The sequence below is a fragment of the Patescibacteria group bacterium genome, assembly GCA_018817715.1.
GTDB lineage: Bacteria > Patescibacteriota > Patescibacteriia > Veblenbacterales > UBA10138 > JAHITT01.
The window spans coordinates 265,581-282,515 of record JAHITT010000006.1; the positions used below are offsets into that span (position 1 = coordinate 265,581).

15 protein-coding genes, 1 tRNA gene and 1 other RNA gene are annotated in these 16,935 nt (G+C 36.0%); 4 read left to right on the forward strand and 13 right to left on the reverse strand.

What is annotated here, in order from left to right:
- Window positions 1–13: 13 nt before the first annotated feature.
- From argS to smpB, 6 genes are all read right to left on the reverse strand, one after another.
- Window positions 14–1,726, reverse strand: coding sequence for an arginine--tRNA ligase (argS, locus tag KKC17_04375; protein MBU1039428.1), 1,713 nt, complete (start codon window positions 1,724–1,726; stop codon window positions 14–16).
- 193 nt (window positions 1,727–1,919) lie between these two features.
- On the reverse strand, window positions 1,920–2,273 hold the full coding sequence (rplT, locus tag KKC17_04380; protein ID MBU1039429.1) for a 50S ribosomal protein L20: 354 nt from the start codon (window positions 2,271–2,273) through the stop codon (window positions 1,920–1,922).
- 29 nt (window positions 2,274–2,302) lie between these two features.
- A complete protein-coding gene (locus KKC17_04385) occupies window positions 2,303–2,497 on the reverse strand; it encodes a 50S ribosomal protein L35 (protein MBU1039430.1) in 195 nt (64 codons plus the stop codon).
- A 25-nt stretch (window positions 2,498–2,522) separates the two neighbouring features.
- The gene (infC, locus tag KKC17_04390) at window positions 2,523–3,131 is read right to left on the reverse strand and encodes a translation initiation factor IF-3 (protein MBU1039431.1); all 609 of its coding nucleotides are present in this window, start codon (window positions 3,129–3,131) and stop codon (window positions 2,523–2,525) included.
- Between the two features lie 69 nt (window positions 3,132–3,200).
- Window positions 3,201–3,586, reverse strand: a transfer-messenger RNA (tmRNA) gene (gene ssrA / locus KKC17_04395).
- A gap of 55 nt (window positions 3,587–3,641) precedes the next feature.
- On the reverse strand, window positions 3,642–4,088 hold the full coding sequence (gene smpB, locus KKC17_04400; protein ID MBU1039432.1) for an SsrA-binding protein SmpB: 447 nt from the start codon (window positions 4,086–4,088) through the stop codon (window positions 3,642–3,644).
- 118 nt (window positions 4,089–4,206) lie between these two features.
- Here smpB and KKC17_04405 point away from each other — a divergent pair, with 118 nt between their 5' ends.
- Window positions 4,207–4,623 (forward strand): hypothetical protein, encoded by a 417-nt coding sequence (locus KKC17_04405; GenBank protein MBU1039433.1) that lies wholly within the window; start codon window positions 4,207–4,209, stop codon window positions 4,621–4,623.
- 675 nt (window positions 4,624–5,298) lie between these two features.
- Here KKC17_04405 and KKC17_04410 read toward each other — a convergent pair.
- Window positions 5,299–5,769 (reverse strand): hypothetical protein, encoded by a 471-nt coding sequence (locus KKC17_04410; GenBank protein ID MBU1039434.1) that lies wholly within the window; start codon window positions 5,767–5,769, stop codon window positions 5,299–5,301.
- 559 nt (window positions 5,770–6,328) lie between these two features.
- Here KKC17_04410 and KKC17_04415 point away from each other — a divergent pair.
- Together KKC17_04415 and KKC17_04420 are read left to right on the forward strand one after the other, a co-directional pair.
- A complete protein-coding gene (locus KKC17_04415) occupies window positions 6,329–6,823 on the forward strand; it encodes a hypothetical protein (protein MBU1039435.1) in 495 nt (164 codons plus the stop codon).
- A gap of 57 nt (window positions 6,824–6,880) precedes the next feature.
- The gene (locus tag KKC17_04420; GenBank protein ID MBU1039436.1) at window positions 6,881–7,660 is read left to right on the forward strand and encodes a hypothetical protein; all 780 of its coding nucleotides are present in this window, start codon (window positions 6,881–6,883) and stop codon (window positions 7,658–7,660) included.
- Window positions 7,661–7,807: 147 nt separating this feature from the next.
- Here the strand turns inward: KKC17_04420 and KKC17_04425 are convergent, their stop codons facing one another.
- The 3 genes from KKC17_04425 to KKC17_04435 all read right to left on the reverse strand — a co-directional run bounded on the left by KKC17_04425 (window position 7,808) and on the right by KKC17_04435 (window position 14,263).
- Complete coding sequence (locus KKC17_04425) at window positions 7,808–8,089, reverse strand: GIY-YIG nuclease family protein (protein ID MBU1039437.1); 282 nt, start codon at window positions 8,087–8,089, stop codon at window positions 7,808–7,810.
- Window positions 8,090–8,292: 203 nt separating this feature from the next.
- Window positions 8,293–12,351: a hypothetical protein gene (locus tag KKC17_04430; GenBank protein MBU1039438.1), complete on the reverse strand. Its 4,059-nt coding sequence runs from the start codon at window positions 12,349–12,351 to the stop codon at window positions 8,293–8,295.
- Between the two features lie 49 nt (window positions 12,352–12,400).
- Window positions 12,401–14,263 (reverse strand): hypothetical protein, encoded by a 1,863-nt coding sequence (locus KKC17_04435; GenBank protein ID MBU1039439.1) that lies wholly within the window; start codon window positions 14,261–14,263, stop codon window positions 12,401–12,403.
- 211 nt (window positions 14,264–14,474) lie between these two features.
- On the opposite strand from KKC17_04435, the gene KKC17_04440 reads away from it, so the two are divergent.
- A tRNA-Asp gene (locus KKC17_04440) sits at window positions 14,475–14,549 on the forward strand.
- Window positions 14,550–14,576: 27 nt separating this feature from the next.
- On the opposite strand, the gene lgt is transcribed toward KKC17_04440, so the two are convergent.
- From lgt to KKC17_04455, 3 genes are all read right to left on the reverse strand, one after another.
- A complete protein-coding gene (gene lgt, locus KKC17_04445; GenBank protein ID MBU1039440.1) occupies window positions 14,577–15,383 on the reverse strand; it encodes a prolipoprotein diacylglyceryl transferase in 807 nt (268 codons plus the stop codon).
- An 85-nt stretch (window positions 15,384–15,468) separates the two neighbouring features.
- Complete coding sequence (locus tag KKC17_04450) at window positions 15,469–16,065, reverse strand: DsbA family protein (protein ID MBU1039441.1); 597 nt, start codon at window positions 16,063–16,065, stop codon at window positions 15,469–15,471.
- Window positions 16,066–16,069: 4 nt separating this feature from the next.
- On the reverse strand, window positions 16,070–16,825 hold the full coding sequence (locus KKC17_04455) for a DsbA family protein (GenBank protein MBU1039442.1): 756 nt from the start codon (window positions 16,823–16,825) through the stop codon (window positions 16,070–16,072).
- Window positions 16,826–16,935: the final 110 nt, after the last annotated feature.

The following is a 16,935-nucleotide window of genomic DNA, read 5'->3' on the forward strand; positions in this document are numbered from 1 at the left end:
ATTTTAAATTCTGCTACATTTTTTCCACTACATTAATACCCAACAAAGACAAACCTTGCTTTATAATATCAGCCGACGTCTTAACTAACTTTAATCGGCTCTTTTTTAAACCAGCTGGCGCCTGTAAAACTGGCGCTTGTTGATAATAAGAATTTACAGCTGCTGATAATTCATATAAATACAAAGCCAGCAAATGCGGGCCCTGCTCTTTGGCAGCCCGAACAATCGCTTCGGGATATTGTGCCAGCTTACGTAATAATTTTTTATCCAACTCGTCAGTATAAACCAATGTTTTTTGACTAATTTTAGTGGCTGAACCAGCTTTACGTAAAATACTTTTTAAACGAACATAAGTATATTGCAAATAAGGTCCACTATTACCTTCCAAACTTAACATTTTTTTCCAATTAAAAGTAATATCGGTTTGCCTATTCTGCGATAAATCATTGTACTTAACCGCCCCCAAACCAACCACTTGAGCAATTTTAGTTTTAGCCTGCTTGGTCAATTTAGGGTTCTTTTTTTCCACAACTTCTTTAGCCAAAACAACCGCTTTGTTCAAAACTTCTTCTAATTTTATTATCTTACCTTCCCGAGTAGCTAATTTTTGTCCATCCTCCCCCAGCACTAAACCAAATTTAACATGTCTAAGATCAGTTTTGTCGGCATAACCTATTTTTTTAGCCAAGGCAAAAACTTGTTCAAAATGTAAGGATTGTTCATTACCAACCGCGTAAACTATTAAATTGGGTTTAAAGGTTTTAACTCGGTAACGAATGGCTGCTAAATCACGAGTAGCATACAACGAAGCGCCATCGCCTTTTTGCACCAAACAAGGAGGTAAACCTTCTTTGGTTAAATGAACAACAATAGACTCATCGGCATTTTTAATAGCCAACTTCTTTTTTAATAAATCTTTTACCACTCCTTGCAACATTGGCTCATAAAAACTCTCGCCTGTTAAATAATCAAACTTAACGCCTAATTGACGATAAATTTTGTTAAACTCTTTTAATGATTCCCTTTTAAACCAATTCCACACACGAACATTGGCTTTATCACCTTTTTCTAATTTTAAAAATTCAATTTGACCCTGCTTAACAAGCTCTGGGTCTAATTTCATAGCTTCATGAAAACGAATATACAATTTAAGTAGTTCCGCTATCGGATCAGCTTGAATGGTTTTTTTGTCGCCCCACATTTTATAAGCAGCCAATAATTTGCCAAATTGTGTTCCCCAATCCCCCAAATGATTCAAACGAACAACCCGAGCGCCCAAAGCTTCGTAAATATTAGCTAAAGCCTGCCCAATAAAAGTAGACCTAATATGCCCAATGTGCATCGGTTTAGCTATGTTGGGCGAAGAATATTCCACTATTATTTTTTGTTTTTTAAGTAAGGCCCGACTTTGACTTTTAGTAAGGGTTGATAATTGTTCAGCCAAAACTTTTTCTTTTATCCAAAAATTAATAAAACCCGACCCGGCAACTTGTATTTTAGTGACTATTTTATTTAAAATGGCCGAAGATTCTAATTCCTCCACTAATTGTTCAGCTGTTTGTCTAGGTGGCACACCCCAATGGCTAGCAATTTTTAAAGCCACGGTGGTCGTATAATCACCATTGGTTAAATCCTTAGTTGGTGTAACCTCAGCCACCAAAGGATTTAGTTGCCAATGCTTTTGCAAGACTTTAGCTAACTCTTTTTGAATTATTTCACTTAACATAATGGGGTTATTATACTACGAAAAGTAAAAAGCCAAAAGTAATCCCTCCAACCTAGCACCTTTAAAATTTTAATTCTTAAACTTTAAATAATTTATTGATTTAAATTACTAATTAATGAATTGATTCATATTTTATTTTCTATATTACAAAAACCCTCTATATTACTATAGAGGATTTAGATAATAACTAATCTTATTTACTCTCAGTCAAACTTTCAACCAATTTCTTAAACACTTCCGGATATTTTTGAGCCAACTGCGACAAAACTTTACGGTCTAAATCTATCTTGGATTTTTTAAGCAAATCAATAAACCGACTATAACTTATACCGTATTCGCGCACCGCCGCGTTTAATTGAACCTGCCACAAACGACGTTGAACTCCTTTTTTATCCCGACGATGGGCAAAAGCATAAGCTCCAGCCTTACGCACAGCTGGTTTAGCTAATTTTATTTTACTTTTTCTGCCCCAGCGGTAACCTTTAGTTTTTTTAAGAAGATTGGTTCGCCGCTTTAAATGCATGACACCCCGTTTTACTCTGGCCATAGATGTTGTTTAATTTAAAAAAATAAATATTAGGCGCCCTTAATAAGTTTGCGTACGGCTGGCACGTTGACTTTAGCCAACTCTGTGTCGCGTCGTTTACGCCTAGTCACGGTAGAAGTTTCCCGAGCATTAAAATGGCTCTGACCAGCCGTTCTTTTTAATAGCTTTTTTCTACCAGTAATCTTAAAACGTTTGGCTGTCGCCTTATGTGTTTTTACTTTCATATAGTTTTATAAACAATTTTACTAATTATTCTGCTTCTTCTGTTTTAGTCTTAACCGCCGACTTGCTTTTACCAATCTGCATATTCAACCGGCCACCCATTTTGGAAAGTGGCACTTCTACCACCGCATCGTCACCTATTTCCCTAACAAATTTCATCATATTTTCCCTAGCTAAATCCATATGAGCTCGTTCGCGCCCTCGTAAACCCATTTCTAATTTTACTTTGTGTCCTTCATCTAAAAATTTTCTAGCCTGCTTTAAACGCATATCTTTATCGTGTTGACCTATTTTAAAAGATAGTCTAATACCTTTTACTTCAATTTTTTTAACTTTAGCCTTTTGGGCTTGAACAATCTTACTTTGCTTATATTGAAACTGGCCAAAATCCATTATTTTAACAATGGACGGCCGAACTGTCGGATTTACTTCCACCAAATCCAAACCTTGTTCTTGTGCCAAAGCCAAAGCTTTAAAAGTCGGCATAACCCCTAATACCTTACTGTCGTCGTCTATAACTTGTACTTCGGGAATACGAATATACTGATTAATCCGATAACGCGGTCTAATTCTTTGGGGTTTGGCCCGGTTTGATCTACGTCTTAAAATAATGGTGGAGATTAATAATAAAATGATTAAACTAAAAAATTAAACCAATTAAAGTTAAATTTCTTTGTTTAATTTCTAATTCATAATTCTACTTTATGGTGGAGGTGACGGGGATTTGCACCCCATGTCTAGCTACTAAGACAATATATTGGCTCCAGGTTCAGTACCGCTAAGTACCAAAAACGAATCAAGCGGTACCAAAGTTCGTTTTTGGATTGCCTTGAATTATCAAATCATTAAACGCAAGACAAACGCTTAACAATCGGCCCGATAAATGACATTCCCTTAGATTATCAGACATGTGTCCAAAGGAACGGCTAAAGCTTAATTAAGCTAAAGCTGGCGCAAAATTCAAAGAAGCAAAAGCTCCCTTAAACTTGCTGACAAATGACTTGGCATTTGTAAGAGTGCGATTTTTTACGAGACCCGCCACTCGACCTGCTAACATATCACTTAATAACTATCGAATTGTAAACACCCCCCACTATTAGCCATTAGCTATTGGCTAATAGTGCCGAGTGTTTACTTTAAAATAGTTTACTTTTTTAATGAACGACTTAACTCGCGCTTGGTTTCACGTTTTCTTAAAGCGTCCCTTTTATCATAACGCGTTTTTCCCCGCGCTACAGCTATTTCAAGTTTGATAAACCCGTGCCTAGTATAAACAGAAACGGGTACCACTGTCAAGCCTTTTTCCCTTTGTTTACCCAACAAATAACCAAGCTCTTTGGCTTTAAGTAGTAGCTTGCGATCGCGAATCGGATCATAAGCCACTTGCCATCCCTTAGCGGGCGGATAAGCTGCAATATTAAGCCCGGTTATCCATAATTCGCCCTGTTTAGGTATTACATAAGCCCCATGCAAATTAATCCGACCGCCTTTAGCCGATTTTACTTCCGCACCTTCCAATACCAAACCGGCCTCGAATTTATCCAGGATTTGATAATCGTGTCGGACTTTTTTATTATCAGCTAAAATAGGCATAATTCTATTTTAAATTGTTTTACTTAAATAGGCTAACATTAAACCACAGCTCTCTAAACTTGACAATAAATTATATTTATTTAAAGATAGGCCTACTAAAACAAACTTAGGTAAAAAAATGGATTCTAAAACATTAATTGATTTACTCTTTATAGATATAACAATAGTAATAATAGTATTACTTGTGTATCTATACATAGAAAGACGCCGTAAAAAAATATTTTTATACGGCAAACAAAATGGTTTTTTAACAAAATATTGGGGCAATTTAAAAAATTACCGCTTTAATTTTTCTCTGTCTCTATCTCTGTCTAAATTTAAAAAATTTAGACTTCCCAAAATAGAACCCCTTAAAATACTTAATCTATTTAATCTTAATTTAAAAAAATTAAAACCTAAATTATTAATTAACAAAAAAAATACTGAAGAAATTATTAAAAAAGACTTACCTCCTCCAAATGACAAAAAATTACTAATAATAAGCTTATACTTAATAAGTATAGGAATAATGAGTTTAATTTATTTAATAATTTAAATGAGGGTTAATAAAATGGGACTTAAAGATCTTTGGGAACCAATAACTTATATTGCCGGGGCTGGAATATTAGTAATATTCTGTTTTTTTATAAAAGATAAAATCAAAAAAATAAAAAACAACAAATTGCCACGGTTCTATCGCCCAGAAAAATAACATTGAATTGTTTAAACTAGACTCCGCACTTCCTTTGGTTGTGCGGAGTATTTTTTTATGGAACCACACAACTTAACAACTGTGATATCTCTCCATACCCATCCAGTCTGCCATGCGACATCCGCCGAAGCTAACTTACGTTTATAGCTGGCAACTAATCCACACCACCTTCACCCACTTCCTTAACTAAAGAGCGTTTTTAGACGGAGGCGGATAAATATTCAACATTTTAAGATATCCTAACCTCATAGCCACCTTATCGCCAAAGCTCTTAAAAACTTGCTTGCGGGGATTTATGTCCACGTGGACATAAATCCCCGCAAAGGCTTTTTACCATATAACAAGTGTTCTTTTGTCATTGCGAGGGAGCACAACGACCGAAGCAATCTTAAATCAGATTGCCACGTCGGCTTTACAATCTCCTCGCAATGACAGGCTAATTAATTTATAAATTTTTTTGACAAAATAAATAAGCCGTACAATTAATAATTATAATTAATGTACGGCTCTTTTAATATTTTAGAGAAACGTTTTCAGGCTGTTAATAAATGCTGGAGAAAAACGTTTTTTATCCTCCTGGATTAATTTTGCTTTTTTCGCCAGCAAATCATTAAAATTAGAAATTGCTTTGCTTAAGCCTCCTACCACAACAGCCAAACCGATAACCAAATACGCCAAACCTTTAAAAAACAAATATATAAGGGTAAAGAGATTATAAAAACCTCTGGCATAATTGGCACGGACATTTAGATATTTAATACAGATAATTACCGACAAAAACAGAAACAATAACAAGAACATATTCAGAAAATCTGTACCTAGTAAAACGCCTGCGTTAAATGGTTTGGTAATATTAAACCTTGGATCCTGACCAACCTCATAAAGCACCATTAATATAAGATTAATAAATGCTACAAAGGTTATAATAGCGAATAACAGGAGAAAAAAATCAATAATTGTTTTTTTAATAAACAACATTGCCTTTTTCATTTTTTTGCCTTTTGGTTGTTAAAGTTATTTTTTTATTTTAATTTTTTAACTATCTATCATACACCCAAAACCGCCTTTTGTCAATACTTAAAGAACAAAAAGGCTAATACTAAACAAATATAGGTAAAACCAAATGTTCTACAATCTATTATAAACTATTTTTAATAAAAACATTAATAAATACAACCAAATGTAAATAAAATGTCTTGGGTCCAGCTATTGACAAAATCAACAGTTATGCTATGATATAACGTTACAGTTTTTTACTCTAGAACCTTAAAAAATAGTTGCTTGTCATTCTGAACAAAGTGAAGAATCTTATATTTGTTATTTTTGTATATTGCTTAAATTTAGAGATCCTTCGCTACGCTCAGGATGACAAATACTAATAAACAATAATAAAGCCCGGTGTTGGCAGGTTTAACTACCCCGTCGACGGGTAGTGTTTTTATGAACCTGCCAGGCGTCGCCGGGTATAAAATTCAAAAGCAGACTGCGCCGTCTGCAACATAAGGAGTACAAATTGAAAAATCTACTAACAACCATCGTCGTCATCTTTTTGATGACTGTATCCGTTTTTGCTCAAACAAAAACGGATAAGGCTATCCGATTTTATCCCAGCTACATATTTGTGGCTGGTGTACGCGCACATAACGGACCCGGCTTGGTAATTTCCTTGCCAGGAGAAACCGGCAAATTCCGCGTAATGTTTTTTGCCAAATCTCTAGCTTGGGGCGTTTATGAAGAACGAGGGCTAGGTCTTGAATATTCTAAGTTATTAAACCAACCCACTGACAACCCTCGGTACCGTATTACTGGTGGTACAATCTACAGCGTCGAAAATCTATATGGTGACGCTAGGTTGCCGGAAAAAATGTTAACCCTATATTGCGGCGGAAGCATGGTGTACGATATAACTTCATTCTTAACAACTGAGGTCGTACTGGCACCAGCATTTACCACTCTGGTGAGTTTACCATCGGATTATTGGTTCCGTACGGATGGCTCACAATTTGGTTTATCCGGACGTATCGCTTTCAGGTTTAAAATGTAAAAAGGAAAAACAGTAAAAATAATTAAATAATTAAAAACCAATTAAAAAGGTGACAAAATGACTAACCTTGAAATAATATTAATCGTAATTGCAAGTTCTTTGGTAATGTCTGGTTTAATCGGCCTAGCAATTTATCTTACACGCCGACAAAACCAAGACGATCTTAATAACACCAATCCTTGCCACGGACCATTACCAGTACCCAACTCAAATATACACATACCGGAACAAAATATTCCATTAACAGCCTGGCTAAATATGTGCAACAGAAGACGTATGCCAGTTTGGGGATGGTTCATGATTGGATTATTATTTGTTCTAACCGTTGTATTTTTATCATTATTTACTTTGGGCAACCAAACATCAGCCACTAACACTGAAAAACCTGAAGCTGTCACTACTATCAATACTCCAGTTCCGGCACCATTACCTGTTCCACAATTTCCAAATGATTATGCAAAAAAAGCCGACGTTGATTCTGCAACAGCAAAAATAACCGGTGCGATATCGCAACATGATAAAAACTTAACTGACCACCGTCAATCTTCCGGCCGCGGATACGCCGCTGCCAAAAAACAACGCGAAGAAATTCTCACTGTTGTTAATGCAAATGGCGGTAAATTAGACAACATCTCAAAACAAGTCGCTGACCTTGACGCCAGTATCACCTTACTTAGGGGCGAACTCATCATAATGGTAGATGAATTAAAAACCGCACTAGCCGATTCATCTACTACCCAAAAAATCAATTCCTTAACGGACGAAATTAACCAGCTCCGTTTACGAATTGAAACTTTGGAAAAACAAAAAAATAATCTAGTCGGCGACCCCGATTAATCTACAAAAATATAATATTGACAGAGACTGCTCACAAGGCAGTCTCTATTTATTTACTTAAATAACTGTATTAGAGATTCTTCGCTACGCTCAGAATGACGTTAGACAGTCATCCTGAACGAAGCGCTAGTGAAGTGAAGGATCTCGCTATTCAATTAAATCTCTAAATTCCGGATTAATCGTTTTAATTAAATCTATTTTTCTTTGCCTAGTCCAACCTTTTATTTTCTTTTCTACAGTAATAGCCTGCTGTGGCGAACTAAACTCTTCAAAAAAGACTAATTTATTTACTTTATATTTATTGGTAAATCCAGGCACTAACTTATTCTTATGTTCATGCATCCGCCTATCTAAATTATTAGTCACTCCGGTATACAAAACCGTATTGCTTTTATTAGTAACAATATACACATAACAACGTTTAATCATACCCTCCTATGATTAATTATTAGACTGTTTTTTTAAAATTAAGATTCTTCGCTACGCTCAGAATGACAATGAAAATAAACGCAACGAAGAATAATAATAAAAATATAATACAGCTTAAAATGACAACAAAAAAACCTGGCTCAGAATGACGACACAAATAAACGTGACTAAGAATGACATCAAGACAAACTAAGGAGGTAAAATTACTTTTCCTTTAATAATTTTTCGGCTTTTTCTATAGCATCTTGGGCTTTAAGCCTAGCTTCCAATTCCTCAGCCTGGCGAATAGCCTCCTGAGCGGCGATTTTAGATTTTTCTAAATCCGAATTAAGCTTAACAGATTCAACATTATTAATTTTATCATCTACAACAGCTGGCTTATCCACAATCTCAACCTGACTAACTGTTTGCTGAGGAGTTATTGACTGTTCCACTGCCTGAACATTATCACCTTTAAAATGCCAACTAGCTAAAACGCCCTTTTTATCTACAAAATACTGATGCAAGTTCTCCCCAACCGTGCCACTATTAGCTCCTTGTAATTTAGGCTCCATATCATGAAACCAATTTTCTATGGTGGAATTATTATTAAACATTAAAAAACCTTTACCAAAATGATTTTCCAAACTAGAAAGTTTAAAATCTTTTACATCCATAGACATTATTTGTCTGGCTTCCTCGTTACTAAAATCCGCGCCTAATTTACTTAAAACAACCTGCTCATTCAAAGCTATGCGATTGGCTATTTGTTTATTATCTAAATAAAAACTTTCATTAAAATGAGATTTATCTGCTATAGGCAATTCCACCGCCTTATTTAACAAAGGTGTTTTAACATCAGCAATAAATTTATCTCCCTCAACAGTCCAGCCCAAATTTTTATCTGAACTATAAAACATTTTATCCACAAACCTGTAATCCACCGACTTAAAACCATTACCTTTTATAGTTTGGCCTATTTCCCATAACTTATTAGCTTTGGTTGGTGATAAATCCGCTAAATTTGTTTTAGTTGACAAATAACTACCAAAATCCGTATCCCGCAAATACTGCGGCGCTTTACTACCCACGTGTTCGGCCAATTCAGTTATACGGCCGCTCTTAGCGCTTTGTAGGGTGGTTATTATATCGGCCTTATCTAATCCAGTATGACCAGCTGACCACTCAGCCACCAACAACTTATCGGCCGCTCCCCAATTTTGACCAGCTTCGCCTATAGCCTTGTCTACCTTATCGATTGTTTGGTTAAAAATTTCATAAGATGATTGAACTTGGTTAGCATAATCATCACCATAATCAGCCGCATCTACTGAATAAAGTATTTCGTGACTTTGACTGTCCACCAATAAACTACCTTTAGTGCCATCTTGACCCAAAAACTCATAAGCTGTTAAACCGCTATTACCGCCAGCTGGCATAGCCGTTTCCACTAAACTTCCTTGTTTATATTCGCTGTTCCACCAATCTAGGTTTTCAGTTTTTATAGGCTCAACCTCAATAGTTTTAGGAATCGGCGCCTGCTGATACACATCTTGACTATCTAAACCCTGGCCAAATTCGTAATGGGCCTTGCCATCAGCCCCTATAACAAAACGAATTTGCTCGCCTTGAGCTGAACTTTTTAATCTTAATTCCCCTTGTTCAGTAACATAACCTTCATCTATAGCTGTTTGATGCGCTAACCTATTGGCAAATTCTCTAACAGCTTTGCTATTAGTTAAATCACCGTCAAAACCGAATTTTTTAGGATTATCTAAAATCTGCTCAATAGCTTTGTGTTCTATACCCTCGCCCGAACCAACAGTTGCTATGTCTATATCTTTCTGCCAACGGACAGTTATTTCTTCAGCTGTTGGCACCTTATTACCAGCAAACATTTCCGGATGGTTGGCTTTAAAATTCTGTAATAATTCCGGTGTCATTGATTGGCCATTAATTTTGGTATTTGATATTGCTTCATCCAAGGCGCGCAAATAATCAGCCTGGGTTTTTATAGTAGTCGCATCCGCTGTTTGTAAATCAGGAATCTTAAAACCATATTTATGAGACAAAGCATCTATAACCGCACCGTCCTGCAAAGTACTTTCTGAAAATTGAGGCGAACTAGATTGATTTATTATTTCCGAAACATCTTGCGTTTTTGAACCACTGCTAAATAAATGCCCAGCGCCTTCTTTAACTAAACCACCCAAATAGGCAAACCCAGCACCTAAGGCAGCACCTTTGGTTATCTGCCATAATAATTTAGAGGCTTTGCGACTACCTACTATATCTTCATGTGTTTTAATAAAACTTTTTAGTCTTTGCTCAATAGTTAAACCATCCACATCCACCAATAATTTACTATCGCCAGCTACAACCGTCGTTTCCGCCAAACTTAAATATTTTAATAGTTCATATTTATTAAACAAATTTTTATCATTGGCGCCAAAATCTATCAAACCCTTATCCAGTTTATCTTTGGTATAAAAAATTCTAGTTTTTAACAAACCTCTTAATTCCTGTTTCTTTTCCTCGTCAGCCGACTCGTAATCATTTAATAATTTTTCTATTTTCCCCTTAGCCTGTTCAGCTGTGACAAAAGCCTTATCAGCTTTTTTTAAACCAGCTTCATATAATTGAGCATTTAAACGGCTACTTTCTTCTATGGCTTGCAAAATATTTCCATGTAATTCTCTTACTTCCTGGGGTATTTCGTGAGTGGGATCGTCTATATCGACCACATTACTAACCAATTGTTTAACTTCCAGTAATTCTCGAGCCCTTACTAATCTTTCTTTATTAGCTTTAATTTTTTCCTTTAAATTTTTTTCGTCTTTAGAGGTAAAATCCACACCGCGTCGACGAGCTGATTCTGTTTCCGCCATATCCTGCTTAAACCTGCGCCAAGCCAAAGTAGCGCCTGAAGCAGCCGCTACCACTGGCGCTGCCCAAACGCCTAAAGCACCCGCTACTAAGGCCCGACTACCCAAACCACCTAAAAAGTAAGTACCTCTTTCTGTGGCCACATTACCTAAAGCTTTAACCCAAAATTTATTCGAATCAACCTGCTTTAAAGCTTTCTCTATATTAGGGTTAGCTTTAAATAATCTTTCCATTTGTACCTGATAATCAATATCCTTGGTTGCCAAAGCGGCTTCTTTGTCATTACCCAACTTATCTTTTTTTAACTGCAACAAATCAGCTAAAGCCTGTTTGTAATCTTTCTTGGCTTGGCTGAATTCTTTTTGCTCTGTGCGACTAGCGGCTGGCAAAGACCATTCATAGGGTATTTTACTAAAAATCGTGGCTGCTTTATTAAAATTGGCTAATTTGGCCTGGTCAGTTGAATTTAATTCTTGACGGCTACCACCAACCGCAACTTTAACATAGTCCTCAGCTCGACCCCCGTAAGATACTTCTATTTGCCCTAAACTATTAATTGTTGCATCCAATCCACTATCCTTTATTATTGTTATTAAAGCTTCCATATCAGCCCGCTGCTCGGCCAAACCACCCTGTTTGGACTTGGTATATTTAACCTTGGTTTCCTTGGCTACATAATATTTTTTAAGCAGGTTTCTTTTAATTTTAGTAAAAAATTTAGATTCACCTGTTTCCTTCTTATAATCATCTAAAGCTTCACTTTTTATTCTGGATAAAGTCGTTTGCTTTAAATTTTCCAATAACAAAGCTTGCTGACCAACAGTTAAATCAACAAAACCGGGAACACTATTTAATTCTTCTGGTTTTATGTTAAAAAATTTGGCAAACTCAACTGCTAACTTATCTGCTCTAACAACCTCTGGCGCCATTACCGGCTGAACCGGTTCGGCCTCCACAACCGACTGATCCATTACTACTGGCTCCACCTGAGAAGAATTGTCCGTTTTTTTATCTACTGACGGCAAACCAACTTGATTTTTATATTCTTCCATAAAACCTTTTAAGGCTTTTCTAATCTCACTATTGGTAGTTCGCTTAATTTTATTCTTATCCAACCAATCTAAATCGTCTTTATTTAATTTACTTAACCCACCTTTTTTTAATATAGAAAAAGATTGATTATAATTTTCCTCGGTTAAAGGAATAATATTTATAACCCCTTTTAATTTCTCTGGCTCTTTCTCTTGACTAATTTTGGTAATATTATCAGCGGCCTGAACAAAAGCCTCATCAAAATCAGCCGGATTTACTTTGTCCACAGAACCACTGTTGGCAGAATCTTCCTTACCTTGATTAAGCAATTTGTTTATCTCGTCTTGTGATAATATCTCAACCATATTATTTATTACTTAATTATCTTAACAGATAATACTACAACTAAAATAACTATTTGTCAATAATTAAAGGTAAGTTAACGGCCAAACACTTGCTTTTTTTCTGTTCCAAAATCTTTGGATGACTCATACCGTTAGCTATCTGATCTTTTAATAAAACAGACTGTTCAACTGGATTTAAATGACTGTACTTTTGTTTAATAACCTGGCTAACCGATTCGGTAATGTATTCCTTAACTTCGGCGTCCAATATGTTTAAATGGGTTAATTCCTCTTCGTTTAAAGCCCGACTAAACCGCAAACCGTTATATTCAAATTTCTCTTGGGTAGATTCAACTTCTTTAGATTTAACCTGATTTTCGCCTGATAATTGGTAATCTGGTACTACAGCTTTAAGTAATTGTTCTAAACTAACTTTTTCTCCACCATTACCCGGACGCATAACCATTTGTTTATTTACTTTAAGGGCCCCGGGTAAATCAATATTAGCCAATAAATCGCTATTAGGTTTAAAACTGGTTACCAAATAACCACCTCGCTCAATATCATAATTTATAAAACCATCAAAACCATAGGCCCGGGCGGCCACAGCGCCACCAAACGATTTATCGCCTCTTTTATGTTGATTTAAAAATAATCTCCCCCAATCAGCCGCTACAATTAACTGCTTATTTTTAATAAGCTCCTCGTCTGATTTGTTTAAAACCTGATCAGCTTGTTTAATTATACTAACTTGTTCTTGACCTACTTTATCTAACTTTAACAATACTTCTTCTTTTTTATCGTTATTAATAATTTTTTCCAATAACGTTTTATCTAGCGGTTCGTTTAACAATTCACCATCCAGCTCCACTTGCTGTTTTTTGTTTAAAGGTAATCGCCATTTTTTTAATTCTAAAAACCTGTTTATTCTCTCCTTAACATAAAGATACTCCTGCTGTTGATTAAGCGCCCGGTGCAACCCACGCAAACTTAAATTACTACTGCGCCAATCTTCCTTGGTTTTTATTAAGTCATAATGCATGGACTTAGTGGCCAAATCCACTATGACCCGCAAAGCCTCATCTTTATTTTTTAAAATACCTTGCTCCTGTAAAACCTTATATAATACTTCAGCCGAAGAAGTTTCTTGAGCCGCTTTAACTAAACCATTATTTAATTCATTTAGCTCTTCATTATCACTAGTTAATTCCGGTTTAGTCCAATTATTAAGTAAAGCATTTTCTAAACCAGTTTTTTTTATCAGCAATAAAACCGCTTTGGCATTACTATCAGACGTATCTTTAAGATAAACAATTGGCTGATTATTTCTTTTTTTATCAACTGTTTTTTGCCAGCGGCCACTATCAACAAAATAACACCACAAACTCTCGGTGGCTCTAACAGTTTTGTCCAACAATTCCGGTTTTTCTTTAAAGGCCGCTTGATTAAATTCTTGGCCCAACCAAGCCGACATTTTTTTATTTAGATTAACCAAAGAAAAATCTGCTTCCGGCTTAATGGCTGGCGATTCTTTTTCCCTGATTGTATTCATAAGCTCCTGCCGTCTAGCCTCCCAAGGTAATTCTTTTGCAGTTGGCTCAGACCGAAGATTTTCGTAATAAGCTGCTTCCTCAAACAAAGCCGCAGCTTGATCACCTAAAACATTCCTACCTTGTCTTAATTCTTCGATCTTAGTTTGATAATCCGTATAAAATTGTTGTTTAACTTCTACGGGAATGGTTTGGGCTTTATCAGGCCCAAAAACCGTTTCTATAAATTTATCAACTGATTCATTATTAACGCTTAAACCAGTCCAAAGGTTATCATTAAAGGATGTATCTAAAGAATCAACCAACCAAGCATATTCCGAACTTTGTCTAATTTGTTCAGTGGTTTTATAAACTTCCTGATTGTCTAAATTTTCTTTTTTCATTAAAGGAATTTTAAACCTATTATCTTCTCTAATTTTAGCCTATTACCATAAGACAGGCAATTATTTTACACGCTTTTCCAAAAGGCTTGAAAGGTTTAAAAACCTATGCTATATTGGCAAAGCTTATTTAGTTTTTGCCCCATTTTTAAAACTAGATAAATTCCATACTAAACGGGATTGAATTTAAAAAATAAATACTTACGTACTAAGCGGGCTCGTGGTGTAGCCCGGTTAACACGTCTCCCTGTCACGGAGAAGATCGCCGGTTCGAATCCGGTCGGGCCCGCTTAGTACGTAAAACCAAAAAAAGGTTCTAATTAACCTCTTTTTTATTTAAAAATTTAAACCAAGTCAATTTAAGCAACCACAATAAACCAATAACCGTTGTTAACCCGGCCAACCACCAGCCGGCTCTTAAGCCTAACCAAAGTGACTGCTCATCTAGTCTGATAGTTTCCAAAATTATTCTCAATAAACCACTTAATAATAAATACCAAGCTATTAACCAACCAGCTGTTTTTTTACTCTTAAAACATCTTAATAAAAATAAACCAATAATTAACAAGCCAATAAACTCATAAAAAAATACTGGGTGAAAATAGCTAAAAGACTGGTAAATTTCCGGCCGCAATTGTTGAACAATTGGGATACCCCAAGGCCAATTAGTTGGTTGGCCAAATAATTCCTGATTAAAATAATTTCCCCAACGCCCAATAGCTTGGCCAATAGCCAAGCTAGGCGCTAGTAAATCAGCCACCACCACAAATTTAATTTTTTTAATTCGGCTATAAAGCCAAGCAGCCGCTATTCCGCCAATTAAACCGCCCTGCCAAGCCAGACCGCCCTGCCAAAAAAACGGTATCGCCGACCAGTGATCTTTAAAATACCACCACTCAAAATAAAAAACATCCACTAATCGAGCACCAATTAAACCAACTAATAAAAGCCAAAAAAATAAATTATCCAAATCTAAAAAAACAATTGGCCGTTTTTTAAGCCTCAGTCTAGCTATAAAATAAGCCACCGCCACAGCTAAACCAAACAACAAACCATACCAATGAAAAATCAACGGTCCGATAGTAAAAATTATTGGCGAAGGAATAAAATCGTGAAAAAACATAATAACTGGAATATAGAATTAAGAATCCAGAATCATGGATAAATCCACTAGTTATATCTACCGTCTAATATCAAAGGTAAACTAACTATCCGCCGATCAATTTGCTTTGTATAATTTCTTTTAATTTGGTCCAATCGACCACTGGCTCACCATTTAACAAAAAAGTCGGCGTAGCATTAACCTGGCGCCCGTCACCCTCTTTTATATCCTGCCTAACTTCATTAGTTTTAGCCTTACTAAGTAAACAGGCAGAAAATTTTTCTTTATCTAAATTAAGCTCACCCGCGTAATTTATTAATTCTTCTTCGGAAAAATTAGGTTGGTTATCAAATAATTTATCATGGTACTGCCAAAACTGTTCCTGATCATTGGCACATTCAACTGCCAAGGCCGCCCGGAAGGCTTGAGTGTGAATCGATATCAAAGGGTAATGCTTAAATTCCAAACGTAATCGGTCGCCAAAAGTAGCCATTAAATCTTTTAATAAAGGCTGAGCAGCCTTGCAAGCCGGACACTGAAAATCAGAAAATTCTGTTAAAACCAAACTAGCTTGCTCATTACCCGCAATAGGCCGAGGTGACTGAATATCTGGATAATTAGGCACCGACAGTTTAAGCCACCAAACTACCAATAACAAAACTACCACCCCGACCACAATAAACAATATTTTCTTTACTGACATTATTTTACTTATTTAAAATTTGATCAACTACCGACTTTACCTGCTCATAAGGCAAAGCGCCTTCCAAAGGCTGGCCGTTAACAAAAGTGGTCGGCGTACCGCCTACGCCATAAGCTGAACCTTCTTGTAAATCAGTTTGAACTTTCTGAGCCATTTCACCACTATCCAAACAAGTTTTAAACTTAGCTTCGTTAACCCCCACTTCTTTGGCCAAAGCCGGTAACTTATCTAAAGCAAAGCCCGTGCCAGTAGCTGTAGTACGTTCAAAAATCTTATCAATAAACTGCCAATATTTATCGGCTCCGCCCAATTTACCCACACATTCAGCTCCTTCAGCTTCTTTTTGAGCGTTAGCATGGAAAGATAAAGGGAAATGCCGATAAATCCAAGCGATTTGCCCAGGATAATCCGCCATTATTTTTTTCATACTGTCATGAAATTTTTGACAAAAAGGACATTCCAAATCAGAATATTCGATCATAACAATAGGTGCGTCCTTACTACCTCTTAGATAATCACTATCCTTAACAGCAATATCAACCGGCCCTAAAGATGGTTGCTGAGATGGATTATTATCAACCGGTAAATTAGCTGACGGATTACTGGTAGCTGTTTTTTTGCTAAAACTTCCACCAGAAAAGGAAAAAGCTACTGCCACGATAAAACCAATTAAACTTATAGCGGCTACCCCCACCACTAAACCCATAATAAAGCTTAGTTTAGGAGAAACACCATTAAAAATACTAGGTCGATCTGTCATAAACTTAATTAATAAATAATTATACGATTAAAGTTGTTTAATTGTAGCATAATACTAACCAGTCAGTCTAAAATAACACTATAACTACTGTTTACTATTAACTGGCTTAT

Bases quoted from the DNA above. Each gene is read 5' to 3' on its own strand.
- argS (MBU1039428.1), bottom strand. From the start codon at position 1,726: ATGTTAAGTGAAATAATTCAAAAAGAGTTAGCTAAAGTCTTGCAAAAG.
- rplT (MBU1039429.1), bottom strand. From the start codon at position 2,273: ATGGCCAGAGTAAAACGGGGTGTCATGCATTTAAAGCGGCGAACCAAT.
- KKC17_04385 (MBU1039430.1), bottom strand. From the start codon at position 2,497: ATGAAAGTAAAAACACATAAGGCGACAGCCAAACGTTTTAAGATTACT.
- smpB (MBU1039432.1), bottom strand. From the start codon at position 4,088: ATGCCTATTTTAGCTGATAATAAAAAAGTCCGACACGATTATCAAATC.
- KKC17_04405 (MBU1039433.1), top strand. From the start codon at position 4,207: ATGGATTCTAAAACATTAATTGATTTACTCTTTATAGATATAACAATA.
- KKC17_04410 (MBU1039434.1), bottom strand. From the start codon at position 5,769: ATGAAAAAGGCAATGTTGTTTATTAAAAAAACAATTATTGATTTTTTT.
- KKC17_04420 (MBU1039436.1), top strand. From the start codon at position 6,881: ATGACTAACCTTGAAATAATATTAATCGTAATTGCAAGTTCTTTGGTA.
- KKC17_04425 (MBU1039437.1), bottom strand. From the start codon at position 8,089: ATGATTAAACGTTGTTATGTGTATATTGTTACTAATAAAAGCAATACG.
- KKC17_04430 (MBU1039438.1), bottom strand. From the start codon at position 12,351: ATGGTTGAGATATTATCACAAGACGAGATAAACAAATTGCTTAATCAA.
- KKC17_04435 (MBU1039439.1), bottom strand. From the start codon at position 14,263: ATGAAAAAAGAAAATTTAGACAATCAGGAAGTTTATAAAACCACTGAA.
- lgt (MBU1039440.1), bottom strand. From the start codon at position 15,383: ATGTTTTTTCACGATTTTATTCCTTCGCCAATAATTTTTACTATCGGA.
- KKC17_04450 (MBU1039441.1), bottom strand. From the start codon at position 16,065: ATGTCAGTAAAGAAAATATTGTTTATTGTGGTCGGGGTGGTAGTTTTG.
- KKC17_04455 (MBU1039442.1), bottom strand. From the start codon at position 16,825: ATGACAGATCGACCTAGTATTTTTAATGGTGTTTCTCCTAAACTAAGC.